Below are 20,752 nucleotides of genomic sequence, written 5' to 3'. Positions count from 1 at the left end.
GGTGCGATCGCGGTCACCGGTACGTTCCCTGGATGGGCTACCCGCAGCAGGGCAACCAGGGCGCGCCTCTGTTGAGCATGCCCGCTTACCACCCGGCCGACACCTTGAACGACACCACCCGGCGGCTGTGCGGAGCGCCCTACCTCGACCCGGATTTCGCCAACGCGACGATCCGCGAGGTGGTCGAGTCCGAACGCAAGGCGGTGCCGCCGTCCTACGGTTTCGACCTCGACCCGGTGGCGCGGCACTGCCTGCGGGCCCGCCGTCTGCTGCTGATCCGGTACGCCATGGTCACCGGTGTCCTGATGGTCGGGCTCTGCCTCAGCTCGCTGGCAACCGTCGCGTGGCTGAGCCTGTGCGCCGTCGTGGTGGGGTTGCGCTCGTCGGCGGTGCGGGAACTGCCCCGTTCCTTCCGGCTGGCCGGGATCACCGTGGTCGTCGTCCTGGCGCTGTGCCTGCTGGGCTCCTTCTTCCTGTCGGTCGTGCTGGGCAGCGTCGTCGACTCGCTCGGGCTGCCCAGCGGTCAGGACGGCGGGTTCGGCGACTACGGCGACTCGGCACCCGCCGTCGACGACGCGTTCGCCGACGGACTGCGCGGCCTGGTGCTGCTGGCTCCGATCGGGCTCGCCGCCGCCATGTTCCTCGTGCTGTTCCTGTCGCGTCGTCACGCGTACGGCATCCTCACCACCGAACTGGCCCCCGGCGTGAAAGCCGTCGCGCCGCGCGTCAGCAGCGCACGCGTCGAGTGGCGGCTGGGCGTCGTCGCGGCCATGCAGCGCGGCAACATCTGCGTCCAGGACATCGACCCGTTCGCCGGCGCCGGATGGCGCGAGCACAGCTGGTCGTTCGCGACGACGCTCAAGCCCAAGAACGGTGACGGCAGGGTCGCGATCGACAGCCTCGCACTCAACCAGCGGGTGCACGACGCCGTCGTCGGGCTGCGTGATCCGCGGCTGCGCGACGGTGAGCGCATCCCGAACGTCTACGTGGTGCCGTACGTGGCGGCCGACGGTAACCGGCGCAGTGACGACCCGCTGATCGACCCGCAGACGCGCACACCCCGCACCCTCGCCTCCACCGAGACCATCGCGGCGATCGTCGGCAGTCCGCAGGGCGGGCTGCGGCACTACCTGCGCGCGGTGGTGCCGGCCAACGGCAAGGAGATCTTCACCCCGGACGGCCGGCTCGTGCTGCCCGCGCAGGACTCGGGCATCGGCGTCACGGCGTTCGTCCACCTGGCGGTCGAGGGCGGGATGCTCTACACGGAGTTCGTGTCCACCGTCATGCCGCAGGTGAACCCGCTCTACCATCTCGTCGACAACCTGCGCCCGGAACGCGTGCCCTACCACGCGGCCGTGCACACGGTGCTGAGTTTCCTGCGCGACAACATACTCGGACCGGTCTATCTGGCCCGCCTCGGCTGGGACACGCTGCGGCTGACCGGCCGGATGGCCCGCTCCGCACGGCGCGCCGATGAGTTCCGCTTCTACGACTACGGCGCGGACTTCAGCGTCCGCGAGCTCGCCGCCCAGCGCCCGACCGTGAACTTCATGCAGATCCTGGACGCGGAGAAGTACATCAAGCTGCTGGACCGGGTGGTCACCGACACCGTCCTGGAATACCTGGACGAGCAGGGCGTCGACACCACCGAGTTCCAGAGCGCCGTGACCAATGTGTCGATCGGCAACGCGACCTTCCACGGTGGCCAGCAGAATTTCGGCAGCCGCAACGTCAACGTCCAGACCAACAGTGCGCCGGCCGGACAGCCGCGCACCACCGGAGGATCACGTGGCTGAGTCGCAGATGAACTTCGGGGACATGAATTTCCACGGCGGTCAGCAGAACATCGGCAACCACAACACCAACGTGCAGAACAACAGCGCCGCCCCCGCCGACGAGGTCCGCGACCTCCTCACCGCCATCCTCGGCCGCCATCCTCAGCCCGCCCACGCCCAGCGCGAGGTGGCCGCGATACAAGCCGAGATCGCCGACGGTACGCCGCAGGCCCGCGGACGTCTGCAGGCGCGGCTGCAGTCCCTCGCCGACAGCGCCGGCAGCACCCGTACGGTGGTGGAGGCGGCGGCCGCGATCGGCGTGATCGTCGCCGCGAACTGGCCCCTGTAGGAAACCGTCAGATTCCCTGGCGGGTCCTCGGCGGCACCCCGAGTGACGTGGCGACCGGGTTCCACGCGGTGAGGAAATCCTCCTTGGCCGCCCCCGCCTGGTCCGAGGCGGACCGCCCCCGGGCATAGGCCGCCTTGCGCGCGGCGGTGTTCGCGCACCTGCCGGCCAGCGTCGGCTCGGCCCACTCCACATAGGCCGCGTCCGCGTCCAGCGAGAACTGCAACGCGGTGACCAGCCGCGACCGCAACACTTCCCCGTCCGGCAGCGCGGACAGATCAGCGCCCGTGACCTCGGCGATCTGGGCCCGCCGCTCCCGTCCGACAGCCTGCAGGTCGTCGATCGCGCCACCCAGTCCGGTACAGCGTCCGACCCGGTCGATGGCGCTGTTGAGCTTGTCGCGGCTCACCCGGCTCCGGCCCAGCAACCTGTCGATGGCCCGGGCCTGCAGCAGCGGCTCCGCTGCGGACTCGTTGCTGCGGTCGGTCGGCGTACCCGTGGGATCTGTCGTACCCCCCGGCTCTGCAGTTCTTTCCGCGTCGGTCCCGGTCGCCGGATCGACCGTGGTCGCCGCCGGGGCAGCGGGGTCAGGCGCGGCGACCGGCGGGTCATGCCGGGTGACGCTGTAGACCACAACGGCCAGCGCCAGCAGGACCACCACGGCCAGGCCGATGATCAGCGGAAGCCGGCTGCGCACAGGCGGGGCATATTGAACGCCGCCCGGCATCGGTGGTGGCGCTGCGGTCTCGCTCCTCGCAGCACCCGGCACCGGCGCCCGCGCGGCGCCCAGATCGGTGTTGCACCGGGCACAGACCGAGGCCGAAGGATCGTTGTCCAAACCGCAGGTGGGACAAACCATTGCCCAACGGTATTGACGTCCGCTCACGGAAGGTATGGGTGAGGTGGCTAATTGTTCTGTCCAAAGGATCGCCCTCGGCGCGAGCGGTCAGGGCTCAAGAAGTGCGCGGTCCTGCCATACGTCCTCATACCCGGGCCGACGCGAGGGGACGTCAATCGGTTTCCGGAGGGGCCGTCACGAAGCCGAGGTTCTGCGGGCCCCTGAAGGCGAACTCGACTCGTTCGTAACGGACCTTGTTCTGATCGAACCATTGGGCGATCGACTCGGCCAGGGCGTCGCGGCCGAGTCGCTGGTCGTCCCGCCAGAAGTTGCAGCAGGGGACGATGACGGTTGCCGTGCCCAGGGCTGAGTGGACGACCTCGCGTAATGCCTGGTCGGGGTGGAGGCCGACGACGAGATCGTAGTAGGCGGCGTCCTTGGCCAGGTAGGGGACGGCGCGGGACTCGACGCCCTTCAGCGTCCACCCGCGCGGATCGACGACCTCTACCCGGTAGTTCAGGCGTTTCCGCAGCTCACGTGCCAGCATTCCCTGGCCGCCGGCGACATCGGCGACGTACTCGACCGAGTTGCCGAAGCGTTCACCGATGAACTCGGCCAGCAGGTGAAAACGTTCCGGGTCGCCGTGGAACCGGTGCCCGTTCGCCTTCGGCGGGCCCTGCCTGCTCTTGACGCGATCACCCACCGACGAACCGTACCGCGCCGGTGAGATGCGGGTGGCGTGTGGCGGCGCGGGCCGGGATCGGTGGTGGGCTCAGCCGGCGGGTGGGGCTTGGAGCTGGCGGTGGAGTTGGCCGGTTACGGTGAGGGCGACGGTGAAGGTGTAGACCTGGATCTGGTCGACGTCGAAGCTGCCGGTCAGGACCGGGGGCGGGACGTAGGCGTACACCTCGTCGGGGTTGAGGGTCAGGCCGCGGCGGTGGAATGCGGCCATGGCCAGGGCGCCCAGGAGGTACTGGTCGTGGCCTTCTTCCGTGTCCAGATCGGCGGCCAGCGCGGCACCGTTCGGCCATTCCGGGGTGAGTTCGCCGGTGATGGTGCTGAGGAACCACCAGGCGCCGGTCCTGTCCTCCAGGAACACGTCGCCGAACAGGGACGTGAAGCGGGGCGCCTTGCCGGCCAGATCGAGCCATGACCAGGATTCCAGTGCGTTGGCGTACTGGTCGTCGGTGAATTGTTTGGTCAGCTCCACGCGGCTATTTGATCACGGCTTGCGGGCGACGCCGCAATAGACCGGGACCTCTGCCGGGGTGGTGCCGGGGGTGGGGCGCCAGAGGGGGGTCGGCACCACGCCTGGATCCAGGAGGTCGAGGCCGTCGAAGAAGGCGGTGATCTGGGCGGGGGTGCGCAGGTGGTAGTCCGAGCCGACCTCTCGGGCGGTGTCGGCGGCGACGACGTTGCCCGGGGTGAGGATGCTGTCGTTGATCGCGAGGTAGCTGCCCGGCGGGAGGGCGTCGACGAAGGTGCGGACGACCTGGGTGGGGTTGTCGGTGTCGGGGATGTGGCCGAGGATGCCGATGAGCATGACGGCGATCGGCTGGGTGAAGTCGAGGGTGACGGCGGCGGCCTGGAGGATTGCTTTCGGGTCCTGGGCGTCGGCGTCGATGTAGCTGGTCGCTCCCGCCGGGTCGCTGGTCAGCAGGGCGCGGGCGTGCGTGAGGACCACGGGGTCGTTGTCGACGTAGACGATCCTGGATTCCGGGGCGATGCGCTGGGCGACCTCGTGGGTGTTGTCGGCGGTGGGGAGGCCGGTGCCGATGTCGATGAACTGGCGGACGCCCGCCTCGCCGGTCAGGTAGGTGACCGCGCGGGTGAGGAAGCCGCGGCCGGCGCGGGCGAACTCGCGGATCTCCGGGAGCTCGGTGATCAGGGCTTCTGCGGCGTTGCGGTCCGCGGCGAAGTTGTCCTTGCCGCCGAGGAGGTAGTTCCAGATCCGGGCGCTGTTCGGCTGGGCGGCGTTGAGCCGCGCTGGCAGGTCAGAGTCGGATCTGCTCGTCATCGATGTGCCTTCCTCGCCGATCAGTGAACGCGCACTGTCACCTTACGACAGAGATCGATGACGAATCACGGACGTCGGTACCATCGGGCAATGTCGGGCCACAGTGGAGTGAACGTGTTGCGCGTCGCCCGGATCTTCGACGGCGAGCGGTTGCATCCCGGTGGGGGTGTGGTGGTTGCGGCCGGAGGCAGGATCACTGAGGTACGCCTCGGCGAGCACCCGGACAGCCTGGAGCTCATCGACGGGACGTTGCTGCCGGGGCTCATCGACTGCCACGTGCATCTGTGTGCCGATGCCGGGCCGGGTGCACTCGACCGCGTCCCGGACGCGACGGCCGAGGAGCTGAGCGTGACGGTCGAGCGCTCACTGCGTACCCATCTGCGGGCCGGGGTGACCACCGTGCGTGACCTGGGTGATCTGCGTGGGGCGGTGCTGAGCCGGCGGCCGGAGGCCTGGAACGTCGTCGCCTCGGGGGCGCCGCTCACCACGCCGGGCGGGCATTGCTGGTTTCTCGGTGGGGAGGTTCGCGGGCCGGACGACGTTCGGCGGATGGTGCGGGAGCGGGCCGCGCAGGGTGCGGACGTCGTGAAGGTCATGGCCAGCGGCGGGGTGTTCACCCCGGGGACCGACACGGCCGCGACACAGTTCACGGACGAGGAGCTGACCGCCGCCGTTGACGAGGCTCACGCGCACGGGCTGCCGGTCACCGCGCACGCCCATGCCCACGCGGCGATCTGGCAGGCGCTCCGGGCGGGGGTCGACGGCATCGAGCACTGCACGTCGGTGACGGCGTCAGGGGCGTACGTCGATGATGAGCTGACCGGCGCGCTGGCTGCCTCCGGGGTTGCTGTCTGTCTGACGCTGGGGTCCGATCCCGCCGTGGTCGTGCCGCCCGAGGTGATCGCCATGGCCGCCCGGGCCGGGCTGTCCCAGTCGATCCTGCAGGAGGGCGTGGCCCGGCTGATCCGGGCCGGGGTACGGGTGGTCGCCGGGTCCGACGCGGGGCTCGGGCCGGCCAAGCCGCACGGGATCCTGCCGCGGACTCTCGAGGAATACGTGGACAGTGGCATGGATCCCGCGGACGCGCTGGCCTCGGCCACGGTGCGGGCCGCTGAGGCGTGCGGCGTCCAGAATCGTAAGGGCCGGATCCGGGCCGGGTTCGACGCGGATCTGCTGGTCGTGGCGGGTGATCCGGTCGCCGACATCACCGCGCTGCGGCGGCCGCTGGGGGTGTATCTAGGCTGGGGCGGTGGACCCGCTGACCGAGGCTGAGCTGGGGTTGCTCCTGCCCGGACGGCCCGGCGACGTGATCCACGCGATCTGGCTGGCGAGCGGTGGCAGACCCGAGGTGGCGCTCGAGGTCGCCGCGGACATCGCCGACGGTGAGGGCGGTGGCGGTGGCGGTGACGCTGTGGCGCGGCTGGCGTTGCGGGTGTCGTCGCGGGCGGAGTTTCTGGTGCCGGACGTCGCGCTGTTGCGGCTGCTGGAATCGGCTGCCGCGCGCCGGCTGCCGTCCGGGGTCCGGGCGCGGGTCCTGATCAGGTGGGCCCGGGAGCTGCTGAGCGATCCGTCGGCTGCGGACCGGCGCCGTGACCTCGCCGCCGAGGCCGTCCGGCTGGCCCGGGAGAGCGGTGACGCCGGGACGCTCGGTGAGGTGCTGGACGGACAGTTGCACGCGTTGTGGGATCCGCTGGCCGCGCCGCAGCGGCTCGGCACCGCGGCCGAGATCATCGAGCTGGCGCGGCTCGCGGGCGATGCCACGCTCGAGCTGCGGGGGCTGTTCTGGCGGTTCACCGCCCTGGTCGAGCTCGGTGAGCTGGACGCGGCCGAGGCGGCGCTGGTCGTGTACGCCCGGACCGGTGAGCTGGCCGGTGACGCCCACGCCGGCATCGTGACGCTGTCCCGGCAGGCGGTGCTCGCCATCGTCCGGGGCCGTCTGGACCTTGCCGCCACCCTCACGGACCAGGTCGCGGTGGCCGGCCGGCGGGCGGGGCTGGCCGACACCGCACGGCTGACCGCGTCGCTGGCCGGGCGTCTGGCGGTCCTGCGGGGCGCCGCCGACGCGCAGGTCGCGCCGTTGTTGGAGATGGCGCGGCGGCTGCCCGGTCATTTCTACGAGGCCACCGCGGCGCGGGTGATGGCGGACGCGGGCCGCGACGCCGAGGCGCTCCTGGAGCTCGACCGAGTGCTGCCCGCGGTGCTGGCGGGCAGTGGGCCGCGGTGGCTGGGCGCTGTCGCCGATCTCGCGTTCGTGGCCTCCCGCGGCGGTGATCCGGGGGCGGTTCAGAAGTTGTACGACGTGCTGGTGCCGTACCAGGGGCGGCTGGTGGTCTGGGGTGGCGCCAACATGGTCACCGGGCCCGTTGATGATCTCCTCGGGCGTCTCGCCGGACGGCTCGGCCGGGCGGGGGAGGCCCGGGCGCACCTCGACCGGGCGGTGGCCCAGGAGGAACGGCTGGGTGCGCTGCCGTGGCTGTGCGCGACGCTCGCCGCACGGGGGAGACCGGGGGACCGGGAACGGGCGCGGTCCCTGGCGGCGCGGCTCGGGCTGGCGGTGGCTCCCGGTGACGAGTGGCGGCTGCTGCGCGACGGCGATGACTGGTTCCTGGAGGCCGGCGCCGAGACGGTGCGGCTCCGGGATGTCCGGGGGCTGCACTATCTGCGTACGCTCGTGTCGTCGCCCGGCAGTGAGATCGCCGCTCTTGATCTGGTCTCCGGCGGGGCGGGCCTGACAGCGCCACCGGGTGAGCCGGTCCTGGATGCCGGGGCCCGGAATGCGTACAGCGCAAGGCTCGTGACTTTGGAGGAGCACCTCGACGAGGCGGACCGCGCCGGGGACGCCGTCCGGGCATCGGAGGTGGCCGTCGAGCGGGCCGCCCTGGTCGCCGAGCTCCGGGCGGCGACCGGCCTCGGTGGACGTCCTCGCCTGCAGAGTGCGGAAGCCGAACGCGCCCGGGTCAACGCGACCCGGGCGCTCAGCACCGTGCTCAGCCGCCTGGAGAAAGTGACGCCGCTCGCCGCCGGGCATCTGCGGGCGTCGCTGCGGACGGGCAGCCACTTCCGCTACCAGCCCGCAGCCGGGGGACCTCGTCGCTGGCGCGTGTCCTCATAGTGTTGAGCGACAGGTTGATGTCAGAGGTGAAGCGGCCTGTTCTCGGCGATGGTCTTCATGACGAGAGTGGAACGGAGCCGCTGGACACCGGGCAGGGCAGCGAGTCGGCCGTCGTAGACCTCTTGGAAAGCGGGTAGGTCGCGGGTGAGTACGCGGAGCAGGTAATCGGGGTCGCCGAACAGTCGTTGGGCTTGCTGGATGTGCGGGACGGCGGTGACGGCCTGCTCGAACGCGTCGAGGGTGCTGCGGTCGGCGCCGTTCATGGTGACGAATACCAGTGCTTCGAAGGTCAGGCCGAGGGTTTTCGCGTCGAGGTGGGCGCGGTAGCCGTTGATCGCGCCGGCTTGTTCGAGTGCGCGGAGCCGGCGGTGGCAGGGCGAGACGCTGAGTCCGATGCGTTCGGCGAGTTCTGTGACGGTCAGCCGCCCGTCCTGCTGTAGCTCCGCAAGAATTCTCTTGTCCAGCGCGTCCATGGGGTAAATCTTCCCTCGCTACCAGCCTGTCTCGCCAATTGTTGGGAACACCTTCTGTGGTTTCGTGCATAACCTTTCTACCAGGGGAAACGTGGCCGGTGAGGTGCCGGCCTGGGGGGAAGGGGCATTCATGGCTGTGGGCACCATTGCCGCGTTCTGGGCGGTATCTCTGCTGTTCGTGATCACGCCAGGCGCTGACTGGGCGTACGCGATCACGGCCGGATTGCGCTACCGCACTGTGGTTCCCGCTGTGGGTGGGTTGCTGGCCGGGCACCTCGTCGCGACCGCTGTGGTCGCCGCTGGCGTGGCGGCGTTGGTCGCCGGGTCGCCGCTGGTGCTGACAGCTTTGACCGTCGCAGGGGCGGGATACCTGGTGTGGCTGGGCGCCGGCATGCTCGCAAGGCCGGTGACGCCGTCAGCGAGTGGCGGGCAGGCGCCGGCCTCGTGGGTGCGGCAGGCTGCGAAGGGCGCCGGGATCAGCGGTCTTAACCCAAAGGTGTTCCTGCTGTTCCTCGCGTTGCTGCCGCAGTTCACCCGCCCGGCCGGTGCCTGGCCGGTGGCCGTGCAGATCATCGTGTTGGGCTTGGTGCACGTGGCGAGCTGCGCCGTGGTCTACACGGCGGTGGGCGCCGGTGCGCGGCGGGTGCTGGGGGCGCGACCCGCGGCGGCGCGGGCGGTGACCCGTTTCTCCGGCGCTGCCATGGTCGTCATAGGCGTGTTGCTGTCAGCGGAGCAGGTGATCACGTAATGGAAGGCCAGGACCAGCTACCGCTAACCGCTGTACCGGCTTCTTCGACCCCGAGCCCGTACGCCTAGATCATCTTTCGGCCCCCGGTGCCGCGGTTCCTGCCACACCCCTCGTTACGGCGAGCGGGTCACCTCGGGTTTCCTTTCCGGCGACATCGGCATCGAGGTCGCGCGCGCTTCATCTAGAGTATCCAGTGCTTCAACTTTCCGGGCGCCGCACCAGGGCAGAACCGCGGCTGGGCCGCCCCCGATGATCTCGACGTTCCTGGTCGAACACCGTTGGATCGCACCGACAGCCCTTTTGCTGCTGGTCCTCGTTGGGCCGCTGGCAGGTAGTTGGCTGGCCGCCCGGCCAAGGATCGCCTGGGTGCTGCTTGCAGCCTCGATGCTGCCGCTGGCGCTGCTCACCCTGGTGCCCCAGGACCGCGAACTCTTCGCTCGTTGCGAGGTGCGGTGGGAACTACCGACGCTGACCGGCCCGGAGTCGCTGGCGAACGTCCTGCTCTTCGCCGTACCGGTGCTGTTGGCAGGCGTGGCCACTCACCGCCCGCTCCTGGCCGTACTGGCCGGGAGCGGGCTGTCGGTGGTGGTAGAGGCGGTGCAGGCAGCGGTGCCGGCGATTGGCCGCTCCTGTGACTCCGGCGACTGGATCAACAATACGATCGGCGCCGTCATCGGTGGAGCGCTGGCCTGGCTGTCGTTGACCGCAGCCGCTCGTCGGACGCGACGGGCGTCCTTGATGTGAGTGGTCGGTGACGATGGCCGGCAACGGCCACGACTGCCGGCGGCGGACTTCACCACCTTCCGGGCCGCCGGGTGATGGGGTCGCTGATCGATAAAAGCACGGTGGACAGACCAACACGAGGCGACCTTGCCGGCACTCCGTGGCACACGCTGGCACCACCACAGGCGAATTCAGGCGGTGGAAGCATCTGACTCGACGAGTTCGGCGAATATCTCGGAGGGCTTCTTCCAGTCGAAGATCTTACGCGGTCGGTCATTGATCTCCGCAGCGACCATAGCCAGGTAGGCCGGGTCGGCGGTGATCGGGACGCCTTTCGGGAAGAATTCGCGCACGATGCGGTTCAGGTTCTCGTTGCTACCGCGTTCCCACGGGCTATGCGGGTGAGCGAAGAACACCGGCAGGCCGGTCGCAGTAACCGTGGCGTGCCGGGCCATCTCCGCGCCGCAGTCCCAGGTCAACGACCGGCGGATGGACGCCGGAAGGCCGTCGGTGGCGGCGATGACCGCGTCGGTGACGGTCAGCGAGTCGCGGCCGGTCAGCGGGACCAGGATCAGAAACCGTGAGGTGCGTTCGACCAGCGTGGCCACGGCCGTCTTGCCGCCCTTGCCGATGACGAGGTCGCCTTCCCAGTGCCCCGGCACTGCCCGGCCGGCGACGTCGGCGGGACGTTCGTCCAGGTAGCGGGGCTCACGGATGCGCGGCGCCGGCTCCGGACGTGGGCCCGAGCGGCGTGCGGGGCGTCCGGTCCGCAGCCGGATCAGCTCCCTCGCGAGGGTGGAGACTGGTTGGGCGTAGACCCACTGGTAGATCGCTTCGTGTGACACTCGGCAAGCCTGATCGTCCGGGACCAGGTGCGGCAAGCGACCTGCGATCGAGGCCGGCGACCAGCCTGAGCGCAGCCGGTCGGTCACCACCTGGCGCAGCCGGGCCGACCGCTCAACCGCGAGTAGTTTCGGTCTCGCCCGTGACGTAGTTGCGAGGGCGTCCGCGGCCACCGCTCGGTAGCCGGCCCGGCCACCGTGACGCGCGACGTCGCGGGAGATAATCGATGGATCCCGGCCGATCAAAACGCCGATTTCCTTATACAGCATGCCTTCCGCGAGTCCGCGGGAGATCTCTTCGCGTTCGGTCAACGTCAGCATCACACGCACGGCGGGCATCCTGTCCCACCGAACCAACAAGATCAAATGCTACGACCGCCTGAATTCGCCGCAGACTATGAGTCAGCTGCTATCCGTAGCAGCGATCTTCCGTGATAGCGAAACGGTGATCGTGTGCGCGGATCTGCCGATGACGAGATGGCCGACGAACTCGTGGCGCGATGAGCACGAGGATCGCCTCCCAGGATCCATCCGCCACCACTCTATGGCTATCCGAATACTCGCTATCTGCCATTCAAATTTGTGTGATACCCCTCAACCCGACAATGGCACACCCGCCCTTACGATCATGTAGCTCCCTGAGAATAATAAAGGAATGAAATACGCTCAGCTGGAGATCTTCACGACCGTTGAACTGGCGTGGATGCGTGACCCGATACGGCGCCGGAACTACTCCGCGGCAACCGAAGAGTTCCGGCGCGAGCACAAGGTTCGGCGGGCTTTCGGAAAAGCTCTCGGCCACACCACCCGCTTGCGGCGCGACTCTCCCGAAGCCCGGACACCGGACGGCAAGCTGATCTGGATCGAGGCCGCACGAGCGTTGTTCCGTGAGGCGAACTCCCACCGGGCGCAGGCCGCCGCTGACCATGAGCGTGACCGCAGGCGTGCCGCCGGTGACCTGTTCGACTGGGGCCGGTTCACCAACCGCTGGCTGGTGAAGTACGCCGCCGCCTACTGACCCACGAACACCGAACTGATGTTCCCCGGGGCTCGACACGACAACCAACACGCGCACGTGAAAGCACTCAACCAAATTCCACGACCGGCGGCGAGTCCAGCGGGAACGGACACGACATGGGCGAAGTAGTGGCTCTAAGCGTACGAGCCGGACGCAGGCAGGCAATCCTGCGCGTCTTCTTCGCGAGGCCCGCCCATGCCGCACTTCGCCTCGGCAACGGCAGCAACCCAGCCGCGATCGAGCAACAAACCGATCTTCGACCACTATTCCGGCGGCACGCTTTCATGCCGCGGATAGGGCGCGGCGGCGCGGCGGACTAAATCGTGACTCTGTGGTTGATCGGTCGATGCGCTGGCCCGGTGTACTCCGTCAGAGCGAACCGTCTGTTGTCGGCAGGCGGATGCACGGTCACGGTGATCGTGCTTTCATCGTCGAACCTCAGGATGAAGACGGGATCCATGTCGCACAGGAAGGCGAATCCATCGCGTTCTTCTTGGTCGTCGCTGATCAAGCAGCCCTCGGCGGCCCAGCCGGTATCGGCGGCGGCAATGACCACCGCGATCTCAACGCTGGCGAGCAAGGTTACAGAGTTCGCCCACCAGTCCAGGTGGCACCGGCTTTCGACGCGATCCATTGGCCTCATCATCTCGCAGCAACGAAGCATATCGTCGTTCAGGTGGCACTCGCGAGGCATGATCACATGCCCTCTTCTGCCGCAGACAACGCGCGATCTGCCCCAGGCCGGTCGTCACCACGCGTGATGAGTCCACCAAAAGTGAGCCAGGGCCCATCAACCTGTCGTTCAAGACATAGCGCGGGTGTCCTCATAGCATTGCGGCGACGGCGGCGGGGTCCGCGATGTGCGGGAAGTGGCCGCCCGGCACGACGGTGACCTCTGCCTGCGGCAGGACGGACCGCAGCCATCGCAGGTACGCCGTAGGTGGCTCACTCGCATTCACCCAGTGGTACGGGATTCCCTTGCTCGCGATGGCGCGCAGTTCCCGCAGCCGGTTCTCACGGATCTGCTCGTCGGTCTCGCGGAGGATCTCGTCCCAGTAGCCGAGCAGGAGGTCCTGCCGGGGGTCCGTCGCGGTCTCCACGAGCTTGCGGGCATCATCGGGCAGCGACTCGATGCCCATGCCGGCCAGCATCCGCTCCCAGAATTCACGCCAGCGCGGGCCCCGCAACTGCGGCTCGGCGGTGCGGACGACCGCGAAGAACGGCCCCGGGAGCAGCATCTGGTCGATGTTGACCACGGCCGCCGCGGGATAGCGGGCCGCGTAGGCGCCGGCGATGATCGCCCCGGCCGAATGTCCCACGACCACGGGTTCGATGAGTCCGGCGGCGGTGACCTGCTCGTGGACGGCGGCGATGAGGTCGGTGAGAGGGTAGGCGTCACGGCGCGGTGAGCTGCCGTGACCGGGCAGGTCGACGGCCAGCACGCGGCGGCCGGGGTCGAGGTGCTTCCGGAGCGGAGTCCAGGCGCGGTGGTCGTACGTCAATCCGTGAATCAGCAGTAGGTCGGACATACCCATCTGGCGTAACCACCCACGGAACAAATTGTTCACCATCCCCGGCCGCCGCATGGACGGCCGGGGCCTGCCGTTCACCCAGCGTTAGGCGGGCCAGGTCCAGTCGGCGACGCGGGGGTCGTCCTCGCCGTGCTCGCGGGTGTATTCGCGGCACTCCTCGCGGGCGTCGATCATCTGCTGGCGCAGGTGGGCGGCGCGGGAGCCGAGGCCGTCGACGCGGTCGATCACGTCGATGACCAGTTTGTAGCGGTCGAGGTCGTTGAGCATCACCATGTCGAACGGCGTGGTCGTGGTGCCTTCCTCCTTGTAGCCGCGGACGTGGAAGTTGGCGTGGTTGGTGCGCTTGTAGGTCAGCCGGTGGATCAGGGTCGGGTAGCCGTGATAGGCGAATACGACCGGCTTGTCCGTGGTGAACACGGTGTCGAACTCGTTGTCGGTCAGGCCGTGCGGGTGCTCCGAGACCGGCTGCAGGCGCATCAGGTCGACGACATTGACGAACCGGACCTTGAGGTCCGGCAGGTGCTTGCGCAACAGGTCGGTGGCGGCGAGAGCTTCCATGGTGGGTACGTCACCCGCGCACGCCATCACGACATCCGGCTCGGTGTCCGCGTCGGTGCTGGCCCAGTCCCAGATGCCCAGGCCGCGGCGGCAGTGCAGGTCCGCCTCGGCCATCGTCAGCCAGCTCGGGGCGGGCTGCTTGCCGGCGACGACGACGTTGATGTAGTGCCGGCTGCGCAGGCAGTGGTCCATCGTCGAGAGCAGGGTGTTCGCGTCCGGCGGCAGGTAGATGCGGACCACTTCGGCCTTCTTGTTGACCATGTGGTCGATGAAGCCGGGGTCCTGGTGGCTGAAGCCGTTGTGGTCCTGGCGCCACACGTGGCTGGAGAGCAGGTAGTTCAGGGACGCGATCGGGCGCCGCCACGGGATGCGACGGCTGGTCTTGAGCCACTTGGCGTGCTGGTTGACCATCGAGTCGACCACGTGGATGAACGCCTCGTAGCTCGTGAACAGGCCGTGCCGCCCGGTGAGCAGGTAACCCTCGAGCCAGCCCTCGCACAGGTGCTCGCTGAGGACCTCCATGACCCGTCCCTCGGGGGACTCGTGGTCGTCGAGCGGGGTGGTGCGGGCGGCCCAGGCACGGTCGGTCACCTCGAACGCCGACTGCAGGCGGTTGGAGGCGACCTCGTCCGGGCCGAACAGACGGAACCGGTCCGGGTTGGCGCGGATCACGTCGCGCAGCCAGTCGCCCAGGACGTGGGTGGCCTCGACCTGCGGGGCGCCGGGCTTCTCGACGTCGACCGCGTAGTCCCGGAAGTCCGGAAGCACCAGGTCACGCAGCAGTTCACCCCCGTTGGCGTGCGGGTTGGCGCTCATCCGCCGGGTTCCCGTGGGTGGCAAAGACAACAACTCACCGATGGGTACGCCGTCCTCGTCGAACAACTCCTCCGGACGGTACGACCGGAGCCAGCTCTCGAGCTGCTCCAGGTGCTCCGCGTTGCCGTGCGGGTTGGACAGCGGCACCTGGTGCGCGCGGAACGTGCCCTCGACAGGCTTCCCGTCGACCTCCTTCGGGCCGGTCCACCCCTTCGGCGTACGCATAATGATCATGGGCCAGCGGGGTCGCGTGCCGTCACCGGTGCCACGGGCGTGGTCCTGGATGTCCTTGATCGTGTCGAGGCACCGATCCATCGCGGCGGCCATCGCCTGGTGCACCAGGGTGGGGTCGTCGCCCTCCATGAGGATCGGCTCGTAGCCCACGCCGCGCAGGTAGGACTGCAGGTCACCGCCGGGGATCCGGTCGAGGACCGTCGGGTTGGCGATCTTCCAGCCGTTGAGGTGCAGGATCGGCAGGACGGCACCGTCGCGGGCCGGGTTGAGGAACGCGTTGGACAGCCAGCTCGCCGCGAGCGGGCCCGTCTCGGCCTCCCCGTCGCCCACCACGCAGAAGACCACCAGGTCGGGATTGTCGAACGCGGCACCGTACGCGTGCATCAGCGAGTAACCGAGCTCGCCACCCTCGTGGATGGAACCGGGCACCTCGGGGGCGACGTGGCTGGGGATGCCGCCGGGGAACGAGAACTGCTTGAACAGCCGCTGCATGCCCGGCGCATCGCGGCTGATCGACGGGTAGAGCTCGCTGTACGTACCCTCCAGCCAGGTGTTGGCGACGATCGCCGGGCCGCCGTGCCCCGGCCCGATCACGTAGATCGCGTCGAGATCGCGGCTGACGATCTGCCGGTTGGCGTGCGCGTAGATCAGGTTGAGGCCCGGGCTGGTGCCCCAGTGCCCGAGGAGCCGGGGTTTCACGTTCTCCGGTGTCAGCTTCTCGCGCAGCAGGGGATTGTCCATCAGATAGATCTGCCCGACGGTCAGGTAGTTCGCGGCACGCCAGTACGCGTTCAGCCGGTCCAGCTCACCGTCGGTGAGCGGGCCCTGCACGGTTGACTCGGTCATGGGTTCCATGCTTGCGCAGTCCCCTGTATTCCACGTGTCATGCGCGCGACGGAACGTGTCGTGGCGAACCTTTCGTCATCCTTAAGTTCATCGATGTGTATTGACTACGCCTTAGTTCAAGTTCTTAACTGTTAACCCCCTTTCCGGTTCGCCCCCCACATTCCGGAGCTAACTTCATGAAGAGATCCCCACGTCGTGCCCTCCTGGCGGTCGGCACGGTCGCTCTCGCCCTCGTCGCCTCGGTCGGCGTGCGATTTGTCGCGCACGCGGACACGGCTCCCACGGTCAAGGCCGCTGCCGTCTTCGCTCACCCCGGCGTCATGCTGAGCCGGGCCCAGCTCGACTTCGTCAAGGGCAAGGTCAACGCGGGCGCGCAGCCCTGGCTCGGTGCCTACAACCAGATGCTGGCCAGCAAGTACGCGTCCCTGTCGCGCACCCCCGCCCCACGCGCCGTCGTCGAGTGCGGCTCCTACTCCAACCCGAACAACGGCTGCACCGACGAGCGCGAGGACGCGATCGCCGCGTACACCGATGCGCTCGCGTGGTACATCACGGGCAATGCGGCGTACGCCCAGAAGTCGATCGCCCTGATGGACGCGTGGTCGGCGAGCATCACCTCGCACACCAACAGCAACGCGCCGCTGCAGACGGGCTGGGCCGGCTCGGTCTGGCCGCGCGCCGCCGAGATCATCAAGTACACGTACTCCAGCTGGCCCAACCAGGCCCGGTTCGCGACCATGCTGCGCAACGTCTACCTGCCCACCGTGATCGCCGGCAGTTCGAGCAACGGCAACTGGGAGCTGTCGATGATGGAGGCCGCCGTCGGCATCTCCGTCTTCCTCGACGACCGGACCAGCTACGACCGCGCCATCACCCGCTTCCGGGCGCGCGCCGCCGCGTACATCTACATCGCCGCGGACGGCTCGCAGCCGAAGTACCCGCCGGTCGGCAGCGTCGACACACCGTCCGAGCTGATCAGCTACTGGCAGGGCCAGAGCACGTTCGTCGACGGGCTCGCGCAGGAGACCTGCCGCGACTTCGTCCACACCGGTTACGGCATCTCGGCCATCTCGCACGTCGCCGAGACCACCCGCATCCAGGGCGGCGACCTCTACCCCGAACTGCAGGACCGGCTTCGGCACGCGCTGGGCTTCCACACCAAGTTCGAGAACGGCACGGCCGTCCCGTCGAACATCTGCGGCGGCACCGTCACCAAGGGGCTCGGCCCGATCAGCGAGGTCGCGTACAACGCCCTGCACAACCGGCTCGGCATCGCGATGAGCAACACGCAGATCTACACCGAGGCCAAGCGTCCCCAGGGCACCAACAACCTGTTCGTGGCCTGGGAGACGCTCACCCACGCCGACAACCCCGCCTGATCATCTTCTCGTTCCGTCTTCTTGTTTCGCCTTCTTGTTTCGTCTTCGCGTAAGGACTTCTTGTGAAGAAACGCCGCTTACTGGCGATTTTGGTCCCGGCCGTCGTGGTCGGTGGCCTGGGTATCGCCGGCGTCACCAGCGCGCTCGCCGCCACCACGGGCAGCGTTGTCAGCTCCGCCAACGGCAAGTGCCTCGACGTCACCGACGGTAGTACTGCGAACGGCAACCTGCCGCAGACCTGGGCCTGCTCCACCGGCCCCAACCAGACCTGGACGTACGGCGACGACCTGTCGCTCAAGGCGCTCGGCAAGTGCCTCGACGTCGCAGGCGGGGCCACCACCGACGGCGCCGCCGTCCACATGTGGGACTGCTACGCGGGGCTCACCAGCCAGCAGTGGACCTACAACGCCTCGACGCACGACCTGGTCAACGTCAAGGCCAACAAGTGCCTCGACATCAAGGACAACAACCAGGCAGACGGGGCAAAACTTCAACTCTGGACGTGTACGGGCTCCGCGAACCAGAAGTGGACGGTGAACGGGGCCACCACGCCACCCACCTCCCCGCCCACCACCGTGCCGCCCAACCCCAACAACCCCGACCTCGGCCCCAACGTGTCGGTCTTCGACCCGTCGATGTCCGCCTCGACGATCCAGTCCCGGCTCACGACGGTGTTCAACCAGCAGGTCAGCAACCAGTTCGGCACCCAGCGGTACGCGCTGCTCTTCAAGCCTGGCACCTACAACGTCGACGCGAACGTCGGCTTCTTCACCCAGGTCGCCGGCCTCGGCCTCACCCCGGACGCCGTCACCATCAACGGCCACGTCCACGCCGAGGCCGACTGGTGGCCGGACGGCTCGCAGAACGCCACCCAGAACTTCTGGCGCTCCGCCGAGGGTCTCTCCGTCACCCCCGGTGACGGCCTCGACCGCTGGGCCGTGTCCCAGGCCGCGCCGTACCGCCGCATGCACGTCCGCGGCAACCTCGCGCTCTCCGACGGCGGCTGGTCCTCCGGCGGTTTCATGTCCGACACCAAGATCGACGGGCAGATCCAGTCCGGCTCGCAGCAGCAGTGGCTGACCCGCAACTCCCAGATGGGCAGCTGGAACGGCTCCAACTGGAACCAGGTCTTCGTCGGCGACCAGGGCGCCCCCGCGAACAGCTTCCCGAGCCCGCCCTACACCACCGTCGGGCAGACCCCGAAGATCGCCGAGAAGCCTTACCTGTACGTCGACGCCGCCGGCGCCTACCAGGTGTTCGTCCCGTCGGTGCGCAGCAACACCACCGGCACCTCCTGGGCGTCCGGCACCCCCGCCGGCTCCTCGCTCCCGATCAGCACGTTCTACATCGTCAAACCGGGCGACACCTCGGCGACGATCAACGCGGCGCTCGCGTCCGGCAAGAACCTCCTGGTCACCCCGGCGACGTACCACCTCAACGCACCCCTCAACATCACCCGCGCGAATACCGTCGTGCTCGGCCTCGGCCTGGCGACGTTCGTCCCCGACGGCGGCGTCACGGCTGTCAACGTCGCCGACGTGGACGGCGTACGCGTAGCAGGGCTCTTGATCGATGCAGGCACCACCAACTCGCCGGTCCTGATGGAGGTCGGCCCGAACGGCTCCGCGACCGACCACAGTGCCAACCCGACGGTGCTCTCCGACGTGTTCTTCCGCATCGGCGGCGCCATCGCCGGCAAGGCCACGGTGTCCCTGCGGATCAACAGCGACGACGTCATCGGCGACCACGCCTGGATCTGGCGCGCCGACCACGGCAACGGCGGCACGGTCGGCTGGACCGTCAACACCGCCGCCAACGGCCTGATCGTCAACGGCGATGACGTCACGTTCTACGGCCTCTTCGTCGAGCACTACCAGCAGTACCAGACCATCTGGAACGGCGAGAACGGCCGCACCTACTTCTACCAGAACGAAATGCCCTACGACCCGCCGAACCAGGCCGCCTACATGAACGGCAGCACCCAGGGCTGGGCGGCCTACAAGGTCGCCGACACGGTCAACAACCACCAGGCATGGGGTCTGGGCAGCTACGCCTACTTCAACGTCAACCCCGCCGTGGTCAACGCCCACGCCTTCGAGGTCCCCGCCAAGACCGGCATCAAGTTCACCGACATGGTCACGGTCTCCCTGGGCGGCACAGGCACTATCTCCCACGTCATCAACAGCAAGGGCGCCGCCGTCAACAGCGGTCACCAGGTCGAATACCTGGTCGCCGGGCCGTAGCCCCCAGGTCTGTGCCGGCCAGGCTTTACTCAGGTCTGTGCCGGCCAGGCTTTGCTCGGGTCTGTGCCGGCCGGACTTTGCTCAGATCTGCACAGGCCGGACTTTGCTCAGATCTGCACAGGCCGGACTTTGCTCAGATCTGCACAGGCCGGACTTTGCTCAGATCTGCACAGGCCGGACTTTGCTCAGGTTGCAACGGCCAGCTTTCTCAGGTTGCAACGGCCAGGTCTTCTCAGGTTTGTAACGGCCAGACTTCGATGACGCCGTGCGCCACCGCGCACGGCGACTTCGAGGCGAGACCGATCGCCTCATCAAGGGAATCCGCCTCGATCAGCGCGAACCCCGCGATCGGAAGACCCGACGACAGGTACGCACCCTGCTCCACCCTCACGCCGGCCGCATCCGGATTGCGAACCTGAACCGGAGGCCCCGCGATCCCCATCACGACGCCCGTCTCCCTGAGGCGGGCGTCGTGCTCGTGGGCAGCGTCCCGCACCGAGGCCTCCGTACGGTCGTAACCCTTCTGATCGCCGTAACCGATCGTCACAAAAGTCGCCATGACACGTACGTTAACGTGCCCTTTTGTTTGTCGCTTTGTTTGTCGCGCGCCACGCTGGGCACTCGTAAGCCATGTTCCCAGCGGAAAACCTGCGCGACTGGCGCGGCGAAAAGGTCATCGATCCCGACGGCGCCAAGATCGGTGAACTCGAAGCGGTCTACGTCGACACCGCCACCGACGAACCCGCCTTCGTCACCGTCAAAGTCGGCTTCGTAGGCCGCCACCGCCTAGCCTTCGTCCCCGTCGACGGCGCGACGGTCTCCCCCCAAGCAGTCCGAGTGCGCTACGACAAGAAGCTCGCCACCGACGCACCCACCATCGACACCGACGGCGAACTCACCGCAGCCGAAGAACCCGCCGTCTACGCCCACTACAACCTGCCGTACGCCACCGGCGCCTCCGGCGAACGCCGCCTCGCCCGCCGCTGACCGGTCGCCCTTGGACCCGGCCGCTTAGCTGCTTGGCATGCCCTACCCAGGCCGCCTTTCTGCCGGGCCGCGCTCCTACCCAGGCTGCCTCCTGCGGGCCGCGTTTTCCTAGTCCTTCACCGGGCTGCGTTGTCTCCTAGGCTGTCTCCCGCCGGGCTGTCTTTCCCTGGCCGGGCTGCCGTCCTAGCCGGGCTGCCGTCCTAGCCGGGCTGCCGTCCTAGCCGGGCTGCCGTCCTAGCCGGGCAACGTTTCGGGCTGCCTTTCT

General features: G+C 68.4%; 20 protein-coding genes. 10 read left to right on the top strand and 10 right to left on the bottom strand.

Going from position 1 to position 20,752, the window contains the following annotated elements:
• Positions 1–32: 32 nt before the first annotated feature.
• Entirely contained in the window at positions 33–1,796 is a 1,764-nt protein-coding gene (locus Aco04nite_RS20970; protein ID WP_212998939.1) for an AbeC-like domain-containing protein, read from the top strand.
• Complete coding sequence (locus tag Aco04nite_RS20965) at positions 1,789–2,124, top strand: hypothetical protein (RefSeq protein WP_212998938.1); 336 nt, start codon at positions 1,789–1,791, stop codon at positions 2,122–2,124. The genes Aco04nite_RS20970 and Aco04nite_RS20965 overlap by 8 nt, the downstream gene beginning before the upstream one ends.
• Positions 2,125–2,131: 7 nt before the next feature.
• Here Aco04nite_RS20965 and Aco04nite_RS20960 read toward each other — a convergent pair whose 3' ends face one another.
• From Aco04nite_RS20960 to Aco04nite_RS20945, 4 genes are all read right to left on the bottom strand, one after another.
• The gene (locus Aco04nite_RS20960) at positions 2,132–2,818 is read right to left on the bottom strand and encodes a hypothetical protein (RefSeq protein ID WP_212998937.1); all 687 of its coding nucleotides are present in this window, start codon (positions 2,816–2,818) and stop codon (positions 2,132–2,134) included.
• A 313-nt stretch (positions 2,819–3,131) separates the two neighbouring features.
• Entirely contained in the window at positions 3,132–3,662 is a 531-nt protein-coding gene (locus Aco04nite_RS20955) for a hypothetical protein (RefSeq protein ID WP_212998936.1), read from the bottom strand.
• A 69-nt stretch (positions 3,663–3,731) separates the two neighbouring features.
• A complete protein-coding gene (locus tag Aco04nite_RS20950) occupies positions 3,732–4,169 on the bottom strand; it encodes a T6SS immunity protein Tdi1 domain-containing protein (RefSeq protein WP_212998935.1) in 438 nt (145 codons plus the stop codon).
• Positions 4,170–4,181: 12 nt separating this feature from the next.
• Complete coding sequence (locus Aco04nite_RS20945; RefSeq protein WP_212998934.1) at positions 4,182–4,976, bottom strand: SAM-dependent methyltransferase; 795 nt, start codon at positions 4,974–4,976, stop codon at positions 4,182–4,184.
• 90 nt (positions 4,977–5,066) lie between these two features.
• Between Aco04nite_RS20945 and Aco04nite_RS20940 the strand changes: the two genes are divergently transcribed.
• Together Aco04nite_RS20940 and Aco04nite_RS20935 are read left to right on the top strand one after the other, a co-directional pair.
• Positions 5,067–6,248: a metal-dependent hydrolase family protein gene (locus Aco04nite_RS20940; RefSeq protein ID WP_212998933.1), complete on the top strand. Its 1,182-nt coding sequence runs from the start codon at positions 5,067–5,069 to the stop codon at positions 6,246–6,248.
• Positions 6,226–8,088, top strand: coding sequence for a hypothetical protein (locus tag Aco04nite_RS20935; protein WP_212998932.1), 1,863 nt, complete (start codon positions 6,226–6,228; stop codon positions 8,086–8,088). Before Aco04nite_RS20940 ends, Aco04nite_RS20935 begins: the two co-directional genes overlap by 23 nt.
• Positions 8,089–8,108: 20 nt before the next feature.
• Here Aco04nite_RS20935 and Aco04nite_RS20930 read toward each other — a convergent pair whose 3' ends face one another.
• Positions 8,109–8,561 carry an Lrp/AsnC family transcriptional regulator gene (locus Aco04nite_RS20930; protein WP_212998931.1) on the bottom strand — a complete coding sequence of 151 codons (453 nt, stop codon included), beginning with the start codon at positions 8,559–8,561 and terminating at the stop codon, positions 8,109–8,111.
• Positions 8,562–8,691: 130 nt separating this feature from the next.
• Here Aco04nite_RS20930 and Aco04nite_RS20925 point away from each other — a divergent pair, with 130 nt between their 5' ends.
• Together Aco04nite_RS20925 and Aco04nite_RS20920 are read left to right on the top strand one after the other, a co-directional pair.
• Entirely contained in the window at positions 8,692–9,309 is a 618-nt protein-coding gene (locus Aco04nite_RS20925) for a LysE family translocator (RefSeq protein WP_212998930.1), read from the top strand.
• A gap of 249 nt (positions 9,310–9,558) precedes the next feature.
• Positions 9,559–10,053, top strand: coding sequence for a VanZ family protein (locus Aco04nite_RS20920; RefSeq protein ID WP_212998929.1), 495 nt, complete (start codon positions 9,559–9,561; stop codon positions 10,051–10,053).
• Between the two features lie 170 nt (positions 10,054–10,223).
• Here Aco04nite_RS20920 and Aco04nite_RS20915 read toward each other — a convergent pair whose 3' ends face one another.
• Positions 10,224–11,195 (bottom strand): IS30 family transposase, encoded by a 972-nt coding sequence (locus Aco04nite_RS20915; RefSeq protein WP_280519364.1) that lies wholly within the window; start codon positions 11,193–11,195, stop codon positions 10,224–10,226.
• 334 nt (positions 11,196–11,529) lie between these two features.
• Here Aco04nite_RS20915 and Aco04nite_RS20910 point away from each other — a divergent pair, with 334 nt between their 5' ends.
• Positions 11,530–11,892 carry a hypothetical protein gene (locus Aco04nite_RS20910; protein WP_212998927.1) on the top strand — a complete coding sequence of 121 codons (363 nt, stop codon included), beginning with the start codon at positions 11,530–11,532 and terminating at the stop codon, positions 11,890–11,892.
• Between the two features lie 316 nt (positions 11,893–12,208).
• Here Aco04nite_RS20910 and Aco04nite_RS20905 read toward each other — a convergent pair whose 3' ends face one another.
• From Aco04nite_RS20905 to Aco04nite_RS20895, 3 genes are all read right to left on the bottom strand, one after another.
• Positions 12,209–12,526 carry a hypothetical protein gene (locus tag Aco04nite_RS20905; protein ID WP_212998926.1) on the bottom strand — a complete coding sequence of 106 codons (318 nt, stop codon included), beginning with the start codon at positions 12,524–12,526 and terminating at the stop codon, positions 12,209–12,211.
• Between the two features lie 190 nt (positions 12,527–12,716).
• Positions 12,717–13,421: an alpha/beta fold hydrolase gene (locus tag Aco04nite_RS20900; RefSeq protein ID WP_244876160.1), complete on the bottom strand. Its 705-nt coding sequence runs from the start codon at positions 13,419–13,421 to the stop codon at positions 12,717–12,719.
• An 87-nt stretch (positions 13,422–13,508) separates the two neighbouring features.
• A complete protein-coding gene (locus Aco04nite_RS20895) occupies positions 13,509–15,878 on the bottom strand; it encodes a phosphoketolase family protein (RefSeq protein WP_212998924.1) in 2,370 nt (789 codons plus the stop codon).
• A 176-nt stretch (positions 15,879–16,054) separates the two neighbouring features.
• Here Aco04nite_RS20895 and Aco04nite_RS20890 point away from each other — a divergent pair, with 176 nt between their 5' ends.
• Together Aco04nite_RS20890 and Aco04nite_RS20885 are read left to right on the top strand one after the other, a co-directional pair.
• The gene (locus tag Aco04nite_RS20890) at positions 16,055–17,257 is read left to right on the top strand and encodes an alginate lyase family protein (RefSeq protein WP_244876159.1); all 1,203 of its coding nucleotides are present in this window, start codon (positions 16,055–16,057) and stop codon (positions 17,255–17,257) included.
• A gap of 62 nt (positions 17,258–17,319) precedes the next feature.
• Positions 17,320–19,500 carry an RICIN domain-containing protein gene (locus Aco04nite_RS20885; protein WP_212998923.1) on the top strand — a complete coding sequence of 727 codons (2,181 nt, stop codon included), beginning with the start codon at positions 17,320–17,322 and terminating at the stop codon, positions 19,498–19,500.
• A gap of 232 nt (positions 19,501–19,732) precedes the next feature.
• Here the strand turns inward: Aco04nite_RS20885 and Aco04nite_RS20880 are convergent, their stop codons facing one another.
• On the bottom strand, positions 19,733–20,059 hold the full coding sequence (locus Aco04nite_RS20880) for a YciI family protein (protein WP_212998922.1): 327 nt from the start codon (positions 20,057–20,059) through the stop codon (positions 19,733–19,735).
• A gap of 71 nt (positions 20,060–20,130) precedes the next feature.
• Between Aco04nite_RS20880 and Aco04nite_RS20875 the strand changes: the two genes are divergently transcribed.
• Positions 20,131–20,487, top strand: a complete 357-nt coding sequence (locus Aco04nite_RS20875) for a PRC-barrel domain-containing protein (RefSeq protein ID WP_212998921.1) — start codon at positions 20,131–20,133, stop codon at positions 20,485–20,487.
• Positions 20,488–20,752 lie beyond the last annotated feature (265 nt).

The organism is Winogradskya consettensis (assembly GCF_018332715.1).
GTDB classification, from domain to species: domain Bacteria; phylum Actinomycetota; class Actinomycetes; order Mycobacteriales; family Micromonosporaceae; genus Actinoplanes; species Actinoplanes consettensis.
Note: the sequence above shows the minus strand (reverse complement) of the source record. Positions and strands in the feature narration are given on the sequence as shown.